The sequence below is a fragment of the Streptomyces sp. bgisy100 genome (genome assembly GCF_057709105.1).
On sequence record NZ_JBYITE010000080.1, the window covers coordinates 1 to 19216 of the forward strand.

A 19216-nucleotide genomic window follows, 5' to 3' on the forward strand; every position below is an offset into this window, starting at 1 on the left:
GCGACTTCCGAGGGGAGCCGGTGAAGGTTGCGGCTTCCGCTCCTCCTCGTCGTCCAGCGAGAGGTCCGGGTCCGCCGGCTCCTCGCCGTACCCCGCCACGATCGCCGCCCAGGCGGCGTCCTCGTCGACCGGCTCCCGGCCGTCCTCGCGGCCCGCCCCGGTGTTGCGCTCAGCCACCGCTCGCCGTCTCCTTCTCCTTGCCGCTGCCGGGCTCCCCGCTCGCGCCCGGCCCGCCGGCCGTACCGGGAGCGAGCCGCTCGACGAAGGCGAGGGACTCCTCGAAGATCCGCTCGGCGTCGTGGTCGAGCGTGGCCACGTGATAGCTCCGCTCCAGCAGGATCTCGGTGACGTCCATGGAGGAGACCCGGCTCAGGATCCGTGCCGAGTCGGCGGGCGGCACCACATGGTCCTGCGGGCTGTGCAGCAGCAGCATCGGCTGCGTGACCTGCGGAAGCTCCCCGTCCACCACGTGGAAGAACTGCCGGAGCGAGTGCGCGGCGTGCAGCGGGACGCGGTCGTAGCCGACCTCCGCGACCCCCTCCTTCGCGATGTCGCTCGCGATCCCCTTGGTGGTCCGCACCAGGTGCCGGGCCACCGGGAGGGCGTACGCGGACAGCCCGTGCACCTTGTTCGCCGGGTTGACCACCACGATGCCGCCGATCGCGTCGCCGTGCTTCGCCGCGAGCCGCAGCGTCAGGGCGCCGCCCATGGAGAGCCCGAAGACGAAGACCCGGCGGCACCGCGTCAGGAGGATCCGCAGCTCCCGGTCCACCTCCGCGTACCAGTCCTGCCAGCCGGTGAGCTGCATGTCCTCCCAGCGGGTGCCGTGGCCGGGCAGCAGCGGCAGGGAGACGGTGAGGCCGCGCGCGGCCAGCCGTTCCGCCCAGGGGCGCAGCGACTGGGGGCAGCCGGTGAAGCCGTGGCAGAGGAGTACGCCGATGTCCCCGCCCTCGTGGCGGAACGGCTCGGCTCCGGGGAGGACCGGCACCAGAGGTCTCCTGTTCGTCGTGGGTCCGTGGCTTCCGGGGAGAGAGACGTCTCTCGGCGGGTGAGGTTCCCCGGGAGCTCCGGGGACCTGCGCGGGACACGGTGAGGACTTCACCGTACGCGACGGGACCGACACCGGGTAGGTCCGACGGCAGGCTGGGGGACCGGGGGTGTGCCGCAGCAGGTTAAGGTCTCTTCGTCGGACACAGGAGGTCCTCGGTTGCTTTACGGCGCAATGAAACTGTCCATCGGAGGGACACTGAAGCTTGCCTTCCGCCCCTGGGTGGAAGGGCTGGAGAACGTCCCCGACGAGGGTCCCGCGATCCTGGCCAGCAACCATCTGTCCTTCTCGGACTCCTTCTTCCTGCCGGCCGTGCTGGACCGCAAGGTCACCTTCATCGCGAAGTCCGAGTACTTCACCTCGCCCGGCGTGAAGGGCAAGCTGACCGCGGCCTTCTTCAAGGGCGTCGGCCAGCTCCCGGTGGACCGCTCCGGCGGCCGCGGGGCCGGCGAGGCGGCGATCAGGAGCGGCATCGGCGTGCTGGAGCGGGGTGAGCTGTTCGGCATCTACCCGGAGGGCACCCGCTCGCCGGACGGGCGGCTGTACCGGGGCAAGCCCGGCGGGCTCGCGCGGGTGGCCCTCGCCACCGGCGCCCCGGTGATCCCGGTCGCGATGATCGACACGGAGAAGGTCCAGCCGCCCGGCAAGGTCGTGCCGAAGATGATCCGGCCCGGCATCCGCATCGGCAAGCCCCTGGACTTCAGCCGGTACCACGGCATGGACGGCGACCGGTTCATCCTGCGGTCGGTGACCGACGAGGTCATGTACGAGATCATGAAGCTCTCGGGGCAGGAATACGTCGACATCTACGCGACGGCCGCCAAGCGGCAGATCGCGGACGCCGCCAAGCGGCAGGCCGAGCAGGAGAAGGCCGAGAAGGCGGAGCACGCCGAGGCGAGGAAGGCCGAGGCGAAGAAGGCCGGCGAGGCCGACCGGCAGGAGAAGGCCGGGGCGTAACCGCGCCCGGCAGGGGGGTGGGGAGATGGCACTGCGCACCCAGGTGCGTGAGCTGCCCGGAGCCCGGACGCCGGGCCGGCGCGAGAAGGTCGTCCGGATGTCCGTGGAGCAGCCGCTGTGGCAGGCGCTCACCGCCTTCCGGCTGCTGACCATGGCCTATGCCGTGGCCCGCTACATCTGGGCCCACGAGGAGTACGCCCACCCCCTCGGGGGCTGGATCTACCTCGCGGTGCTCACCGTGTGGACGCTCGGCACCTCGCACCTGGTGAGCTCCGCGGCCCGCTGCAGCTACCGCTTCCTCGCCGCCGACATGACCGTCGCCCTCACCGGCATCCTGCTCACCCCGGTGCTCGACGACCCCGCCCGGGTCGCCGCCGGGGAGGCCACCCTGCCCTCCATCTGGACCGCGGGCGCGGTGCTCGGTTACGCGATCAAGGGCGGCTGGCGCTGGGCGGCGGCGGCCTCCTGCGTCGTGGGCATCTCCAACATCATCGAGCGCGGCGAGCTGTCCAAGGGCAATGTGCACAGCATCGTCCTGCTCTCCGTGGCCTGCACCGCGGTCGGCTACGTCGTCGAGGTGGCCCGCGCGAGTGAGCGCACCCTGGCCCGGGCCCTCCAGATCGAGGCGGCCACCCGCGAGCGGGAGCGGCTGGCCCGGGACATCCACGACAGCGTCCTCCAGGTCCTGGCGATGGTGCAGCGGCGCGGCGCCGAGATCGGCGGGGAGGCGGCCCGGCTCGGGCGGATGGCGGGAGAGCAGGAGATCGCCCTGCGCACACTGATCTCCAACGGGCTGGTCCCCGGGGCCCGTACGGCGCCCGTCCTGCCGGAGTCCACCGACGACGAGCCCGGCGCCGCCCCGGAGGCGGAGCACACCCGGGCCGCCGACGCGGGCACCACCGGCGGCTCGTGCGATCTGCGGGCGCTGCTCGCGCCGTACGCGGGCGCCCGGGTGTCGTTCGCGGAGCCCGGCACCCCCGTGCTCCTGGAGGCGGGAGCCGCGGCGGAGCTCGCGGCCGCCGCCGGCGCCGCCCTCGACAACGTCCGCAGGCACGCCGGCGAGGACGCGCAGGCGTGGATCCTGCTGGAGGACGAGCCGGACGCGGTGATCGTGACCGTACGGGACGACGGCCCCGGCATCCCGGAGGGGAGACTGGCCGACGCCGAGCGGGAGGGCCGGCTCGGCGTCGCCCTGTCGATCCGCGGCCGGCTGCGGGACCTGGGCGGCAGCGCCGAACTGCTGTCGGTCCCCGGACAGGGCACCGAGGTCGAGTTGAGAGTTCCGAAGGGGAACCGCGGGAGCGAGGCGAAGCGATGACGGAGCAGCAGCCGACGGTCAGTGTCATGGTCGTCGACGACCACCCCATGTGGCGCGACGCCGTCGCCCGTGACCTGGCCGCCGCCGGCTTCGACGTGGTGGCGACCGCCGGGGACGGCCCGCAGGCGGTGCGCCGGGCCCGCGCGGCCACCCCCGACGTGCTGGTCCTGGACCTCAACCTGCCCGGCATGCCGGGAGTTCAGGTCTGCAAGGAGCTCGTCGGGACCGACCCGACGCTGCGGGTCCTGGTGCTCTCGGCGAGCGGTGAGCACGCGGACGTCCTGGAGGCCGTCAAGTCCGGCGCCACCGGCTATCTGCTGAAGTCGGCGAGCGGCGAGGAGCTGATCGACGCCGTCCGGCGCACCGCCGCCGGCGACCCCGTCTTCACCCCGGGGCTGGCGGGGCTGGTCCTGGGCGAGTACCGCAGGCTGGCCGCCGATCCGCCGCCCGCGGCCGCCGACGAGCCGGGTGCGCCCCGGCTCACCGACCGGGAGACCGAGGTGCTGCGCCTCGTCGCGAAGGGCCTCTCGTACAAGCAGATCGCGGAGCGTCTGGTCATCTCGCACCGCACCGTGCAGAACCACGTCCAGAACACCCTGGGCAAGCTCCAGCTCCACAACCGCGTGGAACTGGTGCGGTACGCGATCGAGCGCGGGCTGGACGACGACGCGTAGGCGGCGCCGTCACCCGGCCGGTGCCGCCGGGCCGCCCGCCGGGGCGTGGGGCCCGGTGCCCCGGGCCGCCTCCCACCGCCCCGCGTCCGCTCGTAAGGGTGAACGCTCCGCCCTCAACCGCCTTTCTCCGCACGGGAGTCACCCGCCGCCCCCATTCTCGGTGCCGGGGTCACCAACAGCGTGGCCGCACGGCGGCCGACGCGGGAGAAGGGAAGAACCATGCGGGTCGGAGTACTGACCGGTGGCGGCGACTGCCCCGGGCTCAACGCGGTCATCCGGGGCATCGTCCGCAAGGGCGTCCAGGAGTACGGCTACGACTTCGTCGGCTTCCGGGACGGCTGGCGCGGGCCGCTCGAAGGGGACACGGTCCCGCTCGACATCCCCGCGGTCCGCGGCATCCTGCCGCGCGGCGGCACGATCCTCGGCTCGTCCCGGACCAATCCGCTGGGCGCGGAGGACGGGATCCGCCGGATCAAGGACAACCTCGCCAAGCAGGAGGTCGGCGCGCTGATCGCGATCGGTGGCGAGGACACCCTCGGGGTCGCCGCGCGCCTTTCCGGCGAGTACGGCATCCCGTGCGTCGGCGTCCCGAAGACCATCGACAACGACCTGTCGGCCACCGACTACACCTTCGGGTTCGACACCGCGGTCAACATCGCGACCGAGGCCATCGACCGGCTGCACACCACCGCCGAGTCCCACATGCGGGTGCTCGTCGTCGAGGTGATGGGCCGTCATGCGGGCTGGATCGCCCTGCACTCGGGGCTGGCGGGCGGCGCCAACGCCATCCTCATCCCCGAGCAGCGCTTCGACCTCGACCAGGTCTGCGCCTGGGTGGAGTCCCGGTTCAAGATCCGCTACGCGCCGATCGTGGTCGTCGCCGAGGGTGCCATGCCCCGGGACGGCGACCTCGTCCTCAAGGACGGCTCGCAGGACTCGTTCGGCCACGTCCGGCTCTCCGGCATCGGCGAGTGGCTGGCGAAGGAGATCGAGAGCCGGACCGGCAAGGAGGCCCGCACGACGGTGCTCGGCCACGTCCAGCGCGGCGGCACCCCGAGCGCCTTCGACCGCTGGCTCGCCACCCGCTTCGGCCTGCACGCCATCGAGGCGGTCCGGGACGGGGACTTCGGGGCGATGGTCGCGCTGCGCGGCACCGACATCGTGCGGGTCCCGATCGCGGACGCCACCACGAAGCTGAAGACGGTCGACCCGGCGCTCTACGCCGAGGCGGGCGTCTTCTTCGGCTGACCCAACAGCGGGCCGGCCCGGCCCCGGCCCGCCGTCGGCCCCGGACAGAGGGGCCGACGGCGGAACACCGGGCCGGGGCGACACCGGGCCACCGGCGGCCGGTGCGGTCACACGGGGCGCTCGGCAGCCGCTCGTCGAGGGCCCGATGCGGTCACACCGGGCCCTCGACGAACCTCACACCAGCACCGCGGACAGCAGCCCCGCCGTGATCCCCACCCCGTCCAGCGTCAGCACCGACTCCGGGTGGAACTGCACCCCGGCGAACCCCGGCCCCCGCAGCGCGTGCACGTCCCCGCCGGCCGGGTCCCGGCTCAGCTCCACCCGGTGCATCGCCAGTTCCTCCTGGGTGGCGGCGTCGCAGCGTGCGGTGAAGGTGTTGTAGAACCCCACCGTCTCCGGGCGCCCGAAGAAGTCGATTTGCTCCTGCGCCCCCTGGCAGGGCACGTCCTTGCGGACGATGTCCAGGCCCAGCTCCGCCGCGATCAGCTCGTGTCCCAGGCACACCCCCAGCAGCCCGTACCGGTGCCCGCTCAGCAGCGCGGCGGCGAGCTCCCGCAGCCGGCGCATCTTCGGGTCCGTGAGCCGGCCCGGATCGCCCGGCCCCGGCCCCAGCACCACCGGCCCCCGGTGCGCCAGCGCCGCCTCCCGCAGCCCCGGCTCGTCGTGCCGCCGCACGGTCACCTCCAGGCCGGCGGACCGCAGCAGATGGGCCAGCATCGCGGTGAACGTGTCCTCGCCGTCGACGACCAGCGCGTGCCCGGCCGGCCCGCCCGCCGGGGCAGCCGCCCCCTCGTCGGCCCGCATCCGCAGCCAGAACGGCGCCAGATCCGCCCGCCGGGCATCCAGCGCCCGGCGCACCCGCACGTCGTCCGCCAGCCGCGGCCGGGTCCCGGCCGGCTCCCCGCCGGGCGCCGGGCGCACCCCGAGAGCGGCGAGCACCCCGGCCGCCTTGGCGTGCGTCTCGGCCACCTCGCCGTGCGGATCCGAGTGGCGGACCAGCGTGGCCCCGACCGGGACCCGCAGCCCGCCCGCCGCGTCGATGTCCGCGGTCCGGATGAGGATGGGGGAGTCCAGGGTCTGCGCGCCCCCGGCGTCCCGCCCGATCAGGGCCAGCGCCCCCGCGTAGTAGCCCCGCCCGGGGCCGGCCTCGTGCCGTTCGATGACCCGGCAGGCGTTCTCCACCGGCGAGCCGGTGACCGTCGCCGCGAACATCGTCTCCCGCAGCACCTCCCGCACATCCAGCGAGCTGCGGCCGCGCAGTTCGTACTCGGTGTGGGCGAGGTGCGCCATCTCCTTCAGCCGCGGGCCCACCACGACCCCGCCCCGGGGCGCGACGGTGCACATCATCTTCAGCTCCTCGTCCACCACCATGGACAGCTCCTCCACCTCCTTGCGGTCCCGGAGGAACGCCAGCAGGCCCTCGGGGGAGGGGCCCTCCGGCGGGTAGCGGTAGGTCCCGCTGATCGGGTTCATCACGACGGTGCCGCCGGACATCCGGACGTGCACCTCCGGGCTGGCCCCGATCAGGGTGCGCTCCCCGGTGTGCACCACGTACGTCCAGTACGCGCCGCGCTCGCCGGTCAGCAGCCGCCGGAACAGGGCGAGCGCGTCGGCCCGCGAGAACCCGGGAACGCTGCCGCGGAACGTCCGGCGGATCACGAAGTTCGCGCCCTCGCCCCGCCCGATCTCGTCCGCCACCACCCGGCCGACGATCTCCGCGTACTCCTCGTCGGAGACGTCGAACGCGCCGTCCTCGACCCGGACCGCGTGCCGGGGCAGCGCGTCGCACACCGCGGCGAGCGGCAGCTCGTACGCCTCGTCCGGGCGCAGCACGGTCAGCGGGGTGCCGTCGTCCCGGGCCTCGAAGCCGCGCTCCCGGATCTGCCGGAACGGCACCAGGGCGAGCGCGTCCGTGACGGCCTCCCCGGTCGCGCCCTCGCCCAGCGGGATGTCCGCCAGCCGCTCCACGTCCGTGACCGGGCCGACCAGCACCTCGACGGTCGCCGCGGCGCCCTCGGGGCGGCCGGGGGTGCGGCGGTGGATCAGCGCGAAGGGCGGGGAGCCGTCGGTGGCCAGCCGGTGCAGGAGCGCGGTCGCGTCGCGGTGCATGAAGGGTTCCTTCCGGAATCGGATCGGCGATCGGATGCGGAGGAACGGCCGCGAGCCGCGCGTCCCGGCGGACGCGACGAAGGCCGCCCCTCGGGCGGCCTTCGCGTGGTCTCGTGGATACGCGCAGTCAGTGGGCCGCCGGGGAAGCGGGCCACCACCAGTCCTGGATCGGCTGCGCGAACATGCCCCGCACTGTAGCCGAGCCCCGTGCGGCGCGTGCCACCCGTCCACGGTGCGGACCGTGTCTCATTTTGTGGGCGGTGGATGGGACGGCCGGAAAGACCCCGTACTGTTGACAGGGTGACCGTGAACGCTGATTCCCACGCCCAGGACAACACCTGGCGACACCTTCCCGCGGCGCAGCAGCCCGAGTGGCCGGACCCCGAGGCTCTGCGCGATGTGATCGCGGAGCTCGAGTCGTATCCGCCGCTCGTCTTCGCGGGCGAGTGCGATCAGCTGCGCGCCAGCCTGGGTGCCGTCGCCAAGGGCGAGGCGTTCCTGCTGCAGGGCGGCGACTGCGCCGAGGCGTTCGACGCCGTGGGCGCCGACCAGATCCGGAACAAGCTCAAGACGCTGCTCCAGATGGGCGCCGTCCTCACCTACGCCGGCTCGGTGCCGGTCGTGAAGGTCGGCCGGATCGCCGGGCAGTACAGCAAGCCGCGCTCCAAGTCGACCGAGACCCGCGACGGCGTGACCCTGCCGACCTACCGCGGCGACTCCGTCAACGGCTTCGAGTTCACCGAGGCGGCCCGGATCCCGGACCCGGAGCGGCTCAAGCGGATGTACCACGCGTCCGCCGCGACGCTGAACCTCGTCCGGGCCTTCACCACCGGCGGCTACGCCGACCTGCGCCAGGTGCACGCCTGGAACCAGGACTTCGTGAAGTCCTCCCCGTCCGGGCAGCGCTACGAGGCGCTGGCCCGCGAGATCGACCGGGCGATGAACTTCATGCACGCCTGCGGGGTGGACCCGGAGGAGTTCAAGACCGTCGAGTTCTACGCCTCCCACGAGGCACTGGTCCTGGACTACGAGTCGGCCCTCACCCGGACCGACTCGCGTACCGGGCAGCTCTACGACGTCTCCGGGCACATGCTCTGGATCGGCGAGCGCACCCGGCAGCTCGACGGCGCGCACATCGAGTTCGCCTCCCGGGTCCGCAACCCGATCGGTGTGAAGCTCGGCCCCACCACCACCCCGGAGGAGGCGCTCACCCTCATCGAGCGGCTCGACCCGGACCGTGAGCCGGGCCGGCTGACCTTCATCACGCGGATGGGCGCGGACAAGATCCGCGAGAAGCTCCCCACCCTGGTGGAGAAGGTCACGGCCTCCGGCGCCCAGGTGGCCTGGGTCTGCGACCCGATGCACGGCAACACCTTCGAGGCGGCCTCCGGGCACAAGACCCGCCGCTTCGACGACGTGCTCGACGAGGTCAAGGGCTTCTTCGAGGTCCACAAGGGCCTGGGCACCCACCCGGGCGGCATCCACGTGGAGCTGACCGGCGACGACGTCACCGAGTGTGTGGGCGGCGGCGACGAGATCTTCGTCGACGACCTGCACCAGCGCTACGAGACGGCCTGCGACCCGCGGCTCAACCGCAGCCAGTCCCTGGACCTGGCGTTCCTCGTCGCGGAGATGTACCGGGACCAGTAGCCCGGACCCCATGCGGGGGCGGCACCGAACACGAGTGGGGCACGGATCACAGGATCCGTGCCCCACTGCCGTTGTAAGGATCAAGCCAGGGCGGGTAAGGTAAGGATAACCTCACTGATCAATGGAAGTGGGGTTGCCTATCAATCCGACCGACCTGTCCGTTCGCGGGGGTGAATCGCGTGTACGTCTGCTCATGCTTCGGCATCACCGAGAAGCAGGTGCGTGAGCACGCGGACTCGGGCGCCTGCACGCCCCGGCAGATCGCCTCGGCCTGCAAGGCGGGTACGGACTGCGGCAACTGCGTACGCCGTATCCAGGCACTGCTCGGCCGCGGCGCCTGCCCCCGGCGTGAGCTGGTGGAGCAGGGCGAGCCGGCCGCCCTCGCCGCGGAGACCGCCTTCGCCGCGGACACCGCACGCGTTGCCGGGGCCGTCCCGGACGAGCGCCACTATCCGGCCGCCGCCGAAGCCGCCTGAGCCCCGAAGCCGCCTGAGCACCGAGCCGTCCGAGCCCGGAATCCGGCTGAGCCCCGCGGGGCGGTCGCGCCGCCGTCAGCTCTCCGGCTGCTCGACCAGCTGGGCGATGTACAGCGGCTCCCCGAGCTTCTCGACGAGCTCCAGCTGGGTGTCGAGATAGTCGATGTGGTGCTCCTCGTCGGCGAGGATGCTCTCGAAGATGTTGGCCGAGGTGATGTCCCCCTTGGCCCGCATCACCTCCACACCGCGCCGCAGCCGGTCGATGGCCTCGACCTCGATCTGCCGGTCGGCCTGGAACATCTCGGTGACCGTCTGGCCCACCCGGACGTGGAACAGCCGCTGATAATTGGGCAGGCCCTCCAGGAAGAGGATGCGGTCGGTGAGCACCTCGGCGTGCTTCATCTCGTCGAACGACTCGGCCCGGGTGTATTTCGCGAGCTTCGGCCAGCCGAAGTTCTCCTGCATCTTGGCGTGCAGAAAGTACTGGTTGATCGCGGTGAGCTCGGCGGTCAGCTGCTCGTTGAGGAATTCGATGACCTCGGGGTCGCCCTGCATCGCAGCGGCTCCTTCCACTTCCACACAAGAACGGCAGGTTGCGCGCATCCTCGCACCGCCCGCAGGGACGATCCAGTAAGTGCACGCTTAGTACGAGTTGTTCCTGCCCCGCTCTGCGCTGGTCATGACCACCCTTCCCCGTCTGCCACCATGGAGTCATGAGTCAGCCGGAAAGCCGTGAAGGGGCACAGCTCGAGCTTCCTCCGGGACAGCGGCTGCAGCGCGGCTGGCCGGTCACCCATTACGGCCCGGTCCCCAAGTTCAAGGCGGACCGCTGGGAATTCCGGGTATTCGGCGCGACCGCCGACGGCGACAAGCACTGCTGGACGCATGAGGAGTTCACGGCCATGCCGTACTCCACGGTCGTCGCCGACCTCCACTGCGTCACCAAGTTCAGCATGCTCGGAGCCGAGTGGGGCGGGGTCTCCGCCGGCACCGTTCTGGAACTGGCCCCTCCGGCGCCCGACGTCACCCATGTGATGGTGTGGGCCGAGTACGGCTTCAGCTCCAATCTCCGGATCTCCGACTTCACCTCGGAGCGGGCCATGTTCGCCACCCACAAGGACGGCGAGCTGCTCACCGCCGAGCACGGCTTCCCGGTCCGGCTGATCGTGCCGCATCTGTACGCCTGGAAGGGGCCCAAATGGGTCCGTGGTGTCGAGTACATGACGGCCGACCGCCGGGGCTTCTGGGAGGAGCGCGGCTACCACAACATCGGCGACCCCTGGCGTGAGCAGCGGTACTCCTACCAGGAGGAGCTGGGGGACGGGCCGGAGCTCTGAGGGCTGTCCGGGAGGGCCTGTCCGGTCCGGTCGACGGAGCCCCGGCCCCCGGCCCGGTCCGGGCCCGGTCGGCCCCGGCATGCGGTCAGACCGGGGAGCCCACCCCGCGGAGCTCCTTGAGCCGCGCCACGTCGGCCGCGTGGCCCGCCGTGCCGCCCGGCGTCTCGATCACCAGCGGCACGCCCTCGGTCGCCGGGTGGGTGAACAGCTCACCGAACGGGTCCGCCCCGATGTGACCCGCGCCGATGTTCTCGTGCCGGTCCTTGTGCGCGCCCACCACGTCCTTGGAGTCATTGGCGTGGATCAGCCCGAGCCGGCCCGCGCCGACGGTGTCCACCAACGCGTCGAGCAGCAGCTTCATCCCGCCCGGTGCGGCCATGTCGTGGCCGGCCGCGAACGCGTGGCAGGTGTCCAGGCAGACGCCGAGCCGGGGGTGCCGGTCCAGCGCCTCGAAGTACGGCCCGAGGTCCTCGGCCAGCGAGCACAGCGACGCCCCCTGGCCCGCGGTCGGCTCGAGGAGCAGCGCCGGGTCGTCGTCGTGGGTCAGCTCCTCCAGCAGCGGCAGCATCCGCTCCCGGACCTGGGCGAGCGCCGCCGAGCGGGGCCGGCCGCCGGTCGCCGAGCCGGTGTGCACCACGACGCCGAGCGCGCCGATCTCCCGCCCCCGGCGCAGCGAGTGCCGCAGCGACTCCACCGACCGGTCCACGGTGGCCTCGGTGTGCGAACCGAAGTTGATCAGGTAGGGCGCGTGCACATAGGCCGGGAGCGAGCCCGCCGCGCAGCCCTCCCGGAACTGCTCGTCCTGCCGCGGGTTTCCGGCCGGGGTCGCCCAGCCGCGCGGGTTGGCGACGAAGACCTGCACGGCCTCGGCGCCGATCTCCCGGGCGTAGGAGAGGCCGACCGAGGCGAGGCCCCCGGCGACCGGCACATGGCCGCCGACCGGATTGCGGAGGCCGGAAGGACTGCTGGGGCGCGGATGCGGGCTGTTCACCGGACCAGGGTCGCACGCCGCGGAACCGCCTCCGTACGCCCGGCGGCCGGGCGCAACGTATAAGGGCGGGCCCGCGGGCCCGCCCTCATACGTTGCTGTGGTTCAGCGCACCCGGATCGTGACGGAACTGCCCTTCGGGGCCTCCTCGCCCGCGTCGACGGACTGGTCGAAGACGGTGTCCCCGAAGAAGAACTTGGAGACGTCCACGGTGAATCCCTCCGCCTCCAGCTTGGCCTTCGCCTCGTCGGTGCTCAGGCCCTCGACGTCCGGAACCTCGACCATCTGCTGGCCCTTGGAGAACGTGAGCGTGACGGTGTCGCCCTCCGCCAGCTCGGTCTCCCCGGCGGGGGACTGCGCGGCGACCGTGCCCTTGTCCTCCTCGGAGAAGACCCGGCGGGGGGAGACCTTGACCTTCAGCCCGGCGTCGCGGAGTTCCTGCGTGGCGTCCGCGAGCTCGTAGCCGGTGACGTCCGGGGACTCGACCGGCTCGCCCCTGCTGACCGTGATGGCCACCGCGGAGTCCGGCCGCCGCTTGGTGCCCGCCGCCGGGTCGGTCCGGATCACCGAGTGCTGCGAGAGCGTGTCGCTGAACTCCTTGCGGACCGTCCCGGGAACCAGGCCCAGCTCCTTGAGCTGCCGCTTCGCCTTCGGCAGCGGAACGCCTTCCAGGTCGGGCACCTTCACCTCGTCGGGGCCCCGGGAGACGGTGATGGTCACCGTGCCGGTGTCCCGGATCCGGCTGCCCAGCTTCGGGGCGCTGCGGATGACCTTCCCGCGGTCCACGACGTCGCTGAAGCCCGTCCGCACCCGCACGTCCAGCCCGGCGTCGTGCAGCTTCTGCTCCGCCTTGGTCCGCGACAGCCCGAGCACCCCGGGCACCTGGGTGAACTGCCCCGCGGTGATGTACCAGACCCCGGCGCCGACGCCGAGCACCAGCAGCGCCGCGACCAGGGCGAGCACCCCGCGCCGCGGGCCCCGCCGGGGCGCCCGGCGGGACGACGGCCCGTCGGACGGCGGCGGCCCGGACGCCGGCAGGTCCAGCCGGCTGGTGCGGTTCAGCGCGTCCTCGCCCGCCGGACCGCCCTCGGCCGGCTGCACGCCCGCCAGGGTCCGGGGGATCACGCTCGTCCGGTCCTCGGAGCCGGTGTGCGGGTCCGCCAGGGCCTGCGGGGGAATGGCGTCGAGCTGTTCCTCGGTGAGCAGCGCCCGGAGCTCGCGGGCCTGCGCGAGCAGCGCGACGGCGTCGGCCGGGCGCTGCTCGGGGTCGCGCGCGGTCGCGGTGCCCACCAGGATGTCCAGCTCGGGGGCGAGCCCCGGCACCTGCCGCGACGGCGGTGCGATGTCCTCGTGCAGGTGCTGGTAGAGCACCTGGGCGGCGGTCCCGCCGTCGTGCGGCTTCCCGCCGGTGAGCATCTCGTACAGCACGATCCCGCAGGCGTAGACGTCCGCGCGGGTGTCGGCCGTGCCGTGCTCTATCTGCTCCGGCGCGAGATACGAGACGGTACCGAGCAGGGAGCCGGAGGAGGCGTTGGTCTGGGTGTCCACGGCCCGGACGAGCCCGAAGTCGGCCACCTTGACCCGGCCGTCGTCCCCGATGAGGACGTTCTCCGGCTTCATGTCGCGGTGGATCAGCCCGGCGCGGTGGGCGGCGCCGAGCGCGGCGAGCACCGGCTCCAGGACGTCCAGGGCGGCGCGGGGCTGCAGCGCGCCGCGCTCGCGGAGCACGTCGCGCAGCGTGCACCCGGCGACGTACTCCATGGCCAGATAGACGTAGGTGCCGTCCATGCCCTGGTCGAAGACGCCGACGACGTTCGGGTGGGCGAGCCGGGCGACGGACTTGGCCTCACGGATGAAGCGGTCGACGAACGCGGCGTCCGTGGCGAGGCCGGGGTGCATCACCTTGAGCGCCAGCACCCGGTCGAGACGGGTGTCCACGGCCCGGTAGACGGTGGCCATGCCACCGACGGCAATGCGCGCCTCGACCCGGTAACGTCCGTCGAGCACGTGCCCGACCAGCGGGTCCTGCAGGGTCGTATCCACGACAGTGCAGTCTACGAGCCATGACCGGCAGGTCTGTCCCATCCGCGGGGTCCGGCGGACCTCTGCAGCACAACGGTGACAGCCGGCCGGCGCACCCGACCCGGCCCGGCCGGTGGATCATGCGTGCGAGGCGGCGGCGAGTGCCGCGAGCTCCTCGAGCGCCGTGGCCCAGGTCATGGCCGCGTACTCGGCGTGCCGGGCCTGCTCGGCCGCGGGCACGTCCAGCGCGGTGACCCCGGTCTCGTTGACCGTGACCCGGGTGCCCGTGCCCTCGGGTGTGAGATCGAACTCGATCAGGGTGGAGCCGCCCCGGCCCGGTGGCACGTCGGGGCGCAGGGCCATCCGGAAGCTGACCCGGTAGGGGGCCTCGACCATCTCCACCCGGCCGTGGAACTCCCCCTGGTCGTCCCAGCGGAACCGGAGGGCACCGCCCGGCCGCAGGTCCAGCTCGGCGCCGCCGAACGCGTACCAGGACCGGATGTGCTCGGCCGTGGTGAGCACCCGCCACACGCGGTCGGCCGGGGCCGGGACGTACACCTCGCGCTCGACGCGGTCGGGGACCTCATGCGCCACGGGGACCACCTCCGGTTCCACGCTACGGCCTCCGGGGCCGGGGCCGCCGGAGCGGCTCGCGCCGGTCACCGGGGTGCCGGAGGCCGGTCGCGGCCGGCCGGCCGGGCGTTCCGGCCGCTGCGGGGCGGGCCGGTGGCTACCCGAAGGCGGGCCGTTCGGGGTCCAGGTCCGCCAGGCCCTCCGCCGGCGAGGACGCCTCCGCGAAGTGCCGGCGCGGGATCCGGCCCGCGCGGTGGGCCAGCCGTCCCGCTTCGACCGCGTGCCGCATCGCCCCGGCCATCAGGACCGGCTCCTGGGCGCGGGTCACCGCCGAGGCCAGCATCACCGCCGCACAGCCCAGCTCCATGGCCAGCGCCGCGTCCGAGGCGGTGCCCGCGCCCGCGTCCAGGATCACCGGCACCCGCGCCCGCTCGGTGATCAGCCGGAAGTTGTGCGGGTTGCGGATGCCGAGCCCGGAGCCGATGGGCGAGCCCAGGGGCATGATCGCGGCACAGCCGACGTCCTCCAGCCTGCGGGCGAGGACCGGGTCGTCGTTGGTGTACGGGAGCACGGTGAAGCCATCGTCGACGAGCACCTCGGCGGCGTCCAGCAGCTCGACCGGGTCGGGCAGCAGCGTCCGCTCGTCCGCCACCACCTCCAGCTTGATCCAGTCGGTGCCCAGGGCCTCCCGGGCGAGCCGCGCGGTCAGCACCGCCTCGCCCGCGGTGAAGCACCCCGCGGTGTTGGGCAGGACGCGGATGCCGAGCCGGTCGAGCACGGACAGCACCGAGCCCTGGACCGTCGGGTCCAGCCGGCGCATCGCGACGGTCGTCAGCTCGGTGCCGGAGGCGGTGAGCGAACGTTCCAGCACGTCCAGGCTGGGGGCGCCGCCGGTGCCCATGATCAGCCGGGAGCCGAAGGTGGTGCCGGCGAGGGTGAACGGATCGGCCGTGGCCGTCTCCGGCGGAGCGGGGGTGTCGGTCGGAGCGGTGGTATCGGTCATGGTCAGCCTCCCTGGACCGCGGTCAGGATCTCGACGCGGTCGCCGTCGCCGAGCGCGGTGGCGGGCCACTGGCCCCGCGGCACCACGGCCTCGTTGAGCGCGGCGGCGACACCCGCCGGCGCGGTGGTGAGCGTCGCGACGATCCGGTCGAGCGTGGTGCCCTCCGGGACCTCGCGGGGTTCGCCGTTGACGGAGACGGTCATGCGGGCTGCTCCTGCCGTACGGGGGCGTCGGTTGCGTCGGAGGCCGGGGCCGCGGGGCCGCCGGGGGTGAAGCGCAGCGGGCTGAACGGACGGGTTTCGGGCGGGAGTTCACCGGTGCACAGCACCTCCGCCAGGGCGTCGCCGGTGACCGGTGCGAGCAGCACGCCGTGGCGGAAGTGCCCGGTCGCCAGGTGCAGTCCGGGCAGGGCGGTGGGACCCAGCAGCGGTGCGTTGTCCGGCGAACCGGGGCGCAGCCCGGCCCGGGTCTCCACCAGCGGGAGTTCGGTGATGCCGGGCACCAGCTCATGGGCGTCCCGCAGCAGTTCGTACACCCCGCCCGCGGTGACCGTGGTGTCCCAGCCCAGCTCCTCGCTGGTGGCGCCGAGCACCAGCTCGCCGTTCTCCCGGGGCACCAGATAGACCTGCCCGCCGCGGACCACGGCCCGTACGGTCCGGGAGAGGAACGGCGCGTACGCCCCGGGCACCCGCAGCCGCAGCACCTGGCCCTTGACCGGGCGGACCGGCGGCACGACGGCCTCGGGGACCCCGGCGAGCCGGCCGCTGTGGCTGCCGCCGGCCAGGACGACCTGACCGGCGGCCAGTTCGGTGCCGTCCTCCAGTACGGCCCCCACGGCCCGGTCCCGGACCACCCGCAGCTCCCGGGCCCATCCGCGGTGCAGCACCACACCGGCCCGCTCGCAGGCCGTGACCAGCGCCGCGGCCAGCCGCCGGGGATCGGTCTGGTGGTCGCCGTCCACTCGGAGCCCCCCGCGCACGCCCGGCGCGAGCATCGGCTCCAGGCGTCGGCACTCGCGCCCGGTCAGCCACTGCGAGTCCAGCCCGCAGCGGGTCTGGAGGGCGTGCAGTTCGCGCAGATGGGCCCGGTCGTCGGCGTCCAGCGCGACCGCCAGGGTGCCGCAGGCGCGGTAGCCGATGTCCTGGCCGCTCGCCTCCACGAGCTCCGCTGCGAACTCCGGATAGCGCTCCGCGGAGGCGAGGTTGAGACCGAGCAGGGTCTCCTCGCCGTAGTGCAGTTCGGTGACGGCCGCCAGCATCCCGGCGGCGACCTGCGCGGCGCCCCCGCCGGGCGCCGGATCGGCGACCGCGGTGCGCAGACCCCGCTGTGCCGCCCGCCAGGCCGTGACGAGGCCGATGATGCCGCCCCCGACGACGAGGACGTCATGGCTGTACTGCGCGGTGGCGTGCCGGGCGGTCCCGCGCTGTGCGGTGACGGTGTGCGGCGCGGTCCCGGGCGCCGTGGTGTTCTTCTCGGGGGTGCCGTTCTCGGGCGCGTGCATGGGCGTCCAGCCCCTCCCTTCGCCGGCATGACCCGGATCAGGTTCGTACGGTCGGAGGCCGGTCAGCCTCCCTCTCAGCCCGGTCCGTCCGGGCTCCCGCGAGTGCTCTACGGCCGTCACCTTAACGTGCCGCCTTCCGGCCCATGAAGGGAGCGGCGGACCGGAACGGCCGCCCGCACCGGGCCCCGGGGCCGGGCCGCGGACGGCCGGCGGCGGGGACCGGCAGGTGGGCCCGGGGCCGGACGGGACCGGGCGCCTTCCCGCGCACGCCCCGCATGATGCTGTGTCAGAGATCTCGGTGCGCGGGACTGCGGCGGGCCCCCGCCGCGGACCTAGAGTGACCGTGTGAGTGAGGACAGGCAGCACACCGGGGACCGGGTCGTCATCGTCGGCGCGGGCATGGCGGGGGTACAGACCGCCGTCGCGCTGCGGGAACAGGGCTGGACCGGCGGTGTCGCGCTGCTCGGCGCCGAGCGGCACCAGCCGTACGACCGGCCACCGCTGTCCAAGGCCGTCCTGCTCGGCAAGGCCGACGGCTCGGCCTTCGAGATCGACTTCGCCGCCCTCGGCATCGAGCTGCTCCTCGGCCGCCGGGTCACCGCCGTGCGCCCCGGTGAGCACGTGGTGGAGACCGCGGCCGGGCCCGTGCCGTACGACCGGCTCGTCATCGCGACCGGCGCCGACCCCGTCACCCTCCCCGGCGGCGACGCGCCGGGTCTGCATCTGCTGCGCACCCTGGACGACGCCGAGGCGCTGCGCCCGGTGCTCGCGGCGCGGCAGGACGTCGTGGTGGTCGGCGCGGGCTGGATCGGCGCCGAGTTCGCGACCGCGGCACTGGAGGCGGGCTGCACGGTCACCGTCGTCGAGGCCGCGGAGCGCCCCCTCGCCGGGGCTCTGCCCGCCGAGGTCGCCGAGCCCATGCGGGCCTGGTACGAGGAGAGCGGCGCCCGGCTGATCACCGGGGCGCGCGTGGCGACGGTGGAGCCCGGCGCGGTACTGCTGGCGGACGGCACGCGGCTCCCCGCGGGCGCCGTGCTCGTCGGCATCGGAGCCCGCCCCGCGACCGGCTGGTTGGCCGGCTCGGGCATCGAGCTCTGCCCCGACGGCTCGGTCCGCGCCGACGACCGGCTGCGCAGCTCCGCCCCGGATGTGTACGCGGTCGGCGACTGCGCCTCCTTCCCCTCCGCCCGGTACGGGGAGCGGCTCCTCGTACACCACTGGGACAACGCCCTCCAGGGCCCCCGCACGGTGGCCGCCGACATCATCGGCGGAGCGGCCGAGGCGCAGGTCTACGACCCGGTGCCCTATTTCTGGTCCGAGCAGTTCGGCCGGTTCGTCCAGTACGCGGGGCACCACGCCGCCGCCGACACCACGGTCCGGCGCGGCGATCCGGCCGGCGCCTCCTGGTCGGTGTGCTGGCTGCGGGACGGCGTGCTGGTCGCGCTGCTCGCGGTGGGCCGCCCGCGCGACCTCGCCCAGGGCCGCAAGCTCATCGAGCGGGGCGCGCGGCTCGACCCGGAGCGGGCCGCGGACCCGGCGGTGCCGCTGAAGTCCGCCGTCCTCTGACGGGCCGGGCACACCGCGGCCGCGTCGGAGATCTGCTGAAACGTAACGGGCCGGCCGAGGCAGCGTCGGAGATCTGCTGAAACGTGACGGGCCGGGCGCACCGCAGCTGTGTCGGAGATCTGCTGAACGGCCTTCCCTCGTGCTCTCCAGCGCCTTTCTGCCATGTGCGCCCCGCCCGGCGGGGCGCGCCGGGGCCTCGGGCCCGGGATCCCGGCCGCCGCGGCGGCCCGTCCCGAGCGGAGCCGGCCACCGCCGCACCGCACGGCCCGCGGCGACCGGGGCCCTCGGAGCGGCCTGTCGCCCGACCGGTGGGCACCGGCTCGGCGGCGCTCGGCTACCGGCTGTCAGCCCTAGATGGCAGGCTTGTCCCCGTGACCGAGATTGACACTAAGACCGAAGCGCTCGTTCCCTCCTGGCTGACCCTCCCCGACATCGCCGAGCGGCTCGGTGTCGAAGTGACCCGGGTCCGGCAGCTCGTCAAGGAAGGCCAGCTCATCGCGGTGCGCCGTGGCGAGAACCGGGTGCTCCAGGTGCCCGCCGACTTCATCGGCGACGGCCGGGTGGTCAAGGGCCTCGCCGGCACCCTGACGCTCCTGAAGGACGACGGCTTCACCGACGAGGAGATGCTGGAGTGGCTCTTCACTCCGGATCCGACCCTCCCCGGCACCCCGGCCCAGGCCTTGCGGGAGAATCGCGGCACGGAGGTGAAACGCCGCGCTCAGGCGCTCGCCGTCTGACCGAGAACC

19 protein-coding genes and 1 riboswitch are annotated in these 19216 nt (G+C 73.6%); of the genes, 9 read left to right on the forward strand and 10 right to left on the reverse strand.

Going from position 1 to position 19216, the window contains the following annotated elements:
• Window positions 1-169: 169 nt before the first annotated feature.
• Window positions 170-988 (reverse strand): alpha/beta hydrolase, encoded by an 819-nt coding sequence (locus tag AC3EQ1_RS30160; RefSeq protein ID WP_432097495.1) that lies wholly within the window; start codon window positions 986-988, stop codon window positions 170-172.
• A gap of 234 nt (window positions 989-1222) precedes the next feature.
• On the opposite strand from AC3EQ1_RS30160, the gene AC3EQ1_RS30165 reads away from it, so the two are divergent.
• From AC3EQ1_RS30165 to AC3EQ1_RS30180, 4 genes are all read left to right on the forward strand, one after another.
• Window positions 1223-2005, forward strand: a complete 783-nt coding sequence (locus tag AC3EQ1_RS30165; protein ID WP_351509509.1) for a 1-acyl-sn-glycerol-3-phosphate acyltransferase — start codon at window positions 1223-1225, stop codon at window positions 2003-2005.
• 25 nt (window positions 2006-2030) lie between these two features.
• Entirely contained in the window at window positions 2031-3323 is a 1293-nt protein-coding gene (macS, locus tag AC3EQ1_RS30170) for a MacS family sensor histidine kinase (RefSeq protein WP_432097496.1), read from the forward strand.
• Window positions 3320-3997, forward strand: a complete 678-nt coding sequence (locus AC3EQ1_RS30175) for a response regulator (RefSeq protein WP_432097497.1) — start codon at window positions 3320-3322, stop codon at window positions 3995-3997. Before macS ends, AC3EQ1_RS30175 begins: the two co-directional genes overlap by 4 nt.
• A gap of 219 nt (window positions 3998-4216) precedes the next feature.
• Window positions 4217-5245: a 6-phosphofructokinase gene (locus AC3EQ1_RS30180; protein ID WP_432097498.1), complete on the forward strand. Its 1029-nt coding sequence runs from the start codon at window positions 4217-4219 to the stop codon at window positions 5243-5245.
• Between the two features lie 174 nt (window positions 5246-5419).
• Here AC3EQ1_RS30180 and AC3EQ1_RS30185 read toward each other — a convergent pair whose 3' ends face one another.
• A complete protein-coding gene (locus AC3EQ1_RS30185; RefSeq protein WP_432097499.1) occupies window positions 5420-7354 on the reverse strand; it encodes an anthranilate synthase family protein in 1935 nt (644 codons plus the stop codon).
• Between the two features lie 127 nt (window positions 7355-7481).
• Complete coding sequence (locus tag AC3EQ1_RS30190) at window positions 7482-7604, reverse strand: trp operon leader peptide (protein ID WP_488187183.1); 123 nt, start codon at window positions 7602-7604, stop codon at window positions 7482-7484.
• 14 nt (window positions 7605-7618) lie between these two features.
• On the opposite strand from AC3EQ1_RS30190, the gene AC3EQ1_RS30195 reads away from it, so the two are divergent.
• Both AC3EQ1_RS30195 and AC3EQ1_RS30200 read left to right on the forward strand, forming a co-directional pair.
• The gene (locus AC3EQ1_RS30195; protein ID WP_432097500.1) at window positions 7619-9004 is read left to right on the forward strand and encodes a class II 3-deoxy-7-phosphoheptulonate synthase; all 1386 of its coding nucleotides are present in this window, start codon (window positions 7619-7621) and stop codon (window positions 9002-9004) included.
• Between the two features lie 179 nt (window positions 9005-9183).
• On the forward strand, window positions 9184-9480 hold the full coding sequence (locus tag AC3EQ1_RS30200) for a (2Fe-2S)-binding protein (protein ID WP_432097501.1): 297 nt from the start codon (window positions 9184-9186) through the stop codon (window positions 9478-9480).
• A gap of 75 nt (window positions 9481-9555) precedes the next feature.
• Here AC3EQ1_RS30200 and bfr read toward each other — a convergent pair whose 3' ends face one another.
• Window positions 9556-10035: a bacterioferritin gene (gene bfr / locus AC3EQ1_RS30205; protein ID WP_432097502.1), complete on the reverse strand. Its 480-nt coding sequence runs from the start codon at window positions 10033-10035 to the stop codon at window positions 9556-9558.
• 158 nt (window positions 10036-10193) lie between these two features.
• Here bfr and AC3EQ1_RS30210 point away from each other — a divergent pair, with 158 nt between their 5' ends.
• Window positions 10194-10817, forward strand: a complete 624-nt coding sequence (locus AC3EQ1_RS30210; RefSeq protein ID WP_432097503.1) for a sulfite oxidase-like oxidoreductase — start codon at window positions 10194-10196, stop codon at window positions 10815-10817.
• Between the two features lie 85 nt (window positions 10818-10902).
• Here AC3EQ1_RS30210 and AC3EQ1_RS30215 read toward each other — a convergent pair whose 3' ends face one another.
• The 6 genes from AC3EQ1_RS30215 to thiO all read right to left on the reverse strand — a co-directional run bounded on the left by AC3EQ1_RS30215 (window position 10903) and on the right by thiO (window position 16904).
• Entirely contained in the window at window positions 10903-11808 is a 906-nt protein-coding gene (locus AC3EQ1_RS30215) for a deoxyribonuclease IV (protein ID WP_432097504.1), read from the reverse strand.
• Window positions 11809-11910: 102 nt separating this feature from the next.
• Window positions 11911-13848, reverse strand: a complete 1938-nt coding sequence (pknB, locus tag AC3EQ1_RS30220) for a Stk1 family PASTA domain-containing Ser/Thr kinase (RefSeq protein ID WP_432097505.1) — start codon at window positions 13846-13848, stop codon at window positions 11911-11913.
• Between the two features lie 117 nt (window positions 13849-13965).
• Complete coding sequence (locus AC3EQ1_RS30225; protein WP_351509532.1) at window positions 13966-14421, reverse strand: SRPBCC domain-containing protein; 456 nt, start codon at window positions 14419-14421, stop codon at window positions 13966-13968.
• A 136-nt stretch (window positions 14422-14557) separates the two neighbouring features.
• Window positions 14558-15403 carry a thiazole synthase gene (locus AC3EQ1_RS30230; RefSeq protein ID WP_432097506.1) on the reverse strand — a complete coding sequence of 282 codons (846 nt, stop codon included), beginning with the start codon at window positions 15401-15403 and terminating at the stop codon, window positions 14558-14560.
• Window positions 15404-15405: 2 nt separating this feature from the next.
• A complete protein-coding gene (gene thiS, locus AC3EQ1_RS30235; protein WP_351509536.1) occupies window positions 15406-15606 on the reverse strand; it encodes a sulfur carrier protein ThiS in 201 nt (66 codons plus the stop codon).
• Complete coding sequence (thiO, locus tag AC3EQ1_RS30240) at window positions 15603-16904, reverse strand: glycine oxidase ThiO (RefSeq protein WP_432097507.1); 1302 nt, start codon at window positions 16902-16904, stop codon at window positions 15603-15605. The genes thiS and thiO overlap by 4 nt, the downstream gene beginning before the upstream one ends.
• A riboswitch (TPP riboswitch) is annotated at window positions 16902-17014 on the reverse strand. Its footprint overlaps the gene before it by 3 nt.
• A gap of 289 nt (window positions 17015-17303) precedes the next feature.
• On the opposite strand from thiO, the gene AC3EQ1_RS30245 reads away from it, so the two are divergent.
• Window positions 17304-18470: an NAD(P)/FAD-dependent oxidoreductase gene (locus tag AC3EQ1_RS30245; RefSeq protein WP_432097509.1), complete on the forward strand. Its 1167-nt coding sequence runs from the start codon at window positions 17304-17306 to the stop codon at window positions 18468-18470.
• 371 nt (window positions 18471-18841) lie between these two features.
• On the forward strand, window positions 18842-19207 hold the full coding sequence (locus AC3EQ1_RS30250) for an Rv2175c family DNA-binding protein (protein WP_432097508.1): 366 nt from the start codon (window positions 18842-18844) through the stop codon (window positions 19205-19207).
• The last annotated feature ends 9 nt before the right edge of the window (window positions 19208-19216 follow it).

Bases quoted from the DNA above. Each gene is read 5' to 3' on its own strand.
- macS (WP_432097496.1), top strand. From the start codon at position 2,031: ATGGCACTGCGCACCCAGGTGCGTGAGCTGCCCGGAGCCCGGACGCCG.
- AC3EQ1_RS30190 (WP_488187183.1), bottom strand. From the start codon at position 7,604: ATGAGACACGGTCCGCACCGTGGACGGGTGGCACGCGCCGCACGGGGC.
- bfr (WP_432097502.1), bottom strand. From the start codon at position 10,035: ATGCAGGGCGACCCCGAGGTCATCGAATTCCTCAACGAGCAGCTGACC.
- AC3EQ1_RS30185 (WP_432097499.1), bottom strand. From the start codon at position 7,354: ATGCACCGCGACGCGACCGCGCTCCTGCACCGGCTGGCCACCGACGGC.
- AC3EQ1_RS30245 (WP_432097509.1), top strand. From the start codon at position 17,304: ATGGCGGGGGTACAGACCGCCGTCGCGCTGCGGGAACAGGGCTGGACC.
- AC3EQ1_RS30175 (WP_432097497.1), top strand. From the start codon at position 3,320: ATGACGGAGCAGCAGCCGACGGTCAGTGTCATGGTCGTCGACGACCAC.
- AC3EQ1_RS30230 (WP_432097506.1), bottom strand. From the start codon at position 15,403: ATGACCGATACCACCGCTCCGACCGACACCCCCGCTCCGCCGGAGACG.
- thiO (WP_432097507.1), bottom strand. From the start codon at position 16,904: ATGCACGCGCCCGAGAACGGCACCCCCGAGAAGAACACCACGGCGCCC.
- AC3EQ1_RS30180 (WP_432097498.1), top strand. From the start codon at position 4,217: ATGCGGGTCGGAGTACTGACCGGTGGCGGCGACTGCCCCGGGCTCAAC.
- AC3EQ1_RS30195 (WP_432097500.1), top strand. From the start codon at position 7,619: ATGGGACGGCCGGAAAGACCCCGTACTGTTGACAGGGTGACCGTGAAC.
- AC3EQ1_RS30165 (WP_351509509.1), top strand. From the start codon at position 1,223: ATGAAACTGTCCATCGGAGGGACACTGAAGCTTGCCTTCCGCCCCTGG.
- thiS (WP_351509536.1), bottom strand. From the start codon at position 15,606: ATGACCGTCTCCGTCAACGGCGAACCCCGCGAGGTCCCGGAGGGCACC.
- AC3EQ1_RS30210 (WP_432097503.1), top strand. From the start codon at position 10,194: ATGAGTCAGCCGGAAAGCCGTGAAGGGGCACAGCTCGAGCTTCCTCCG.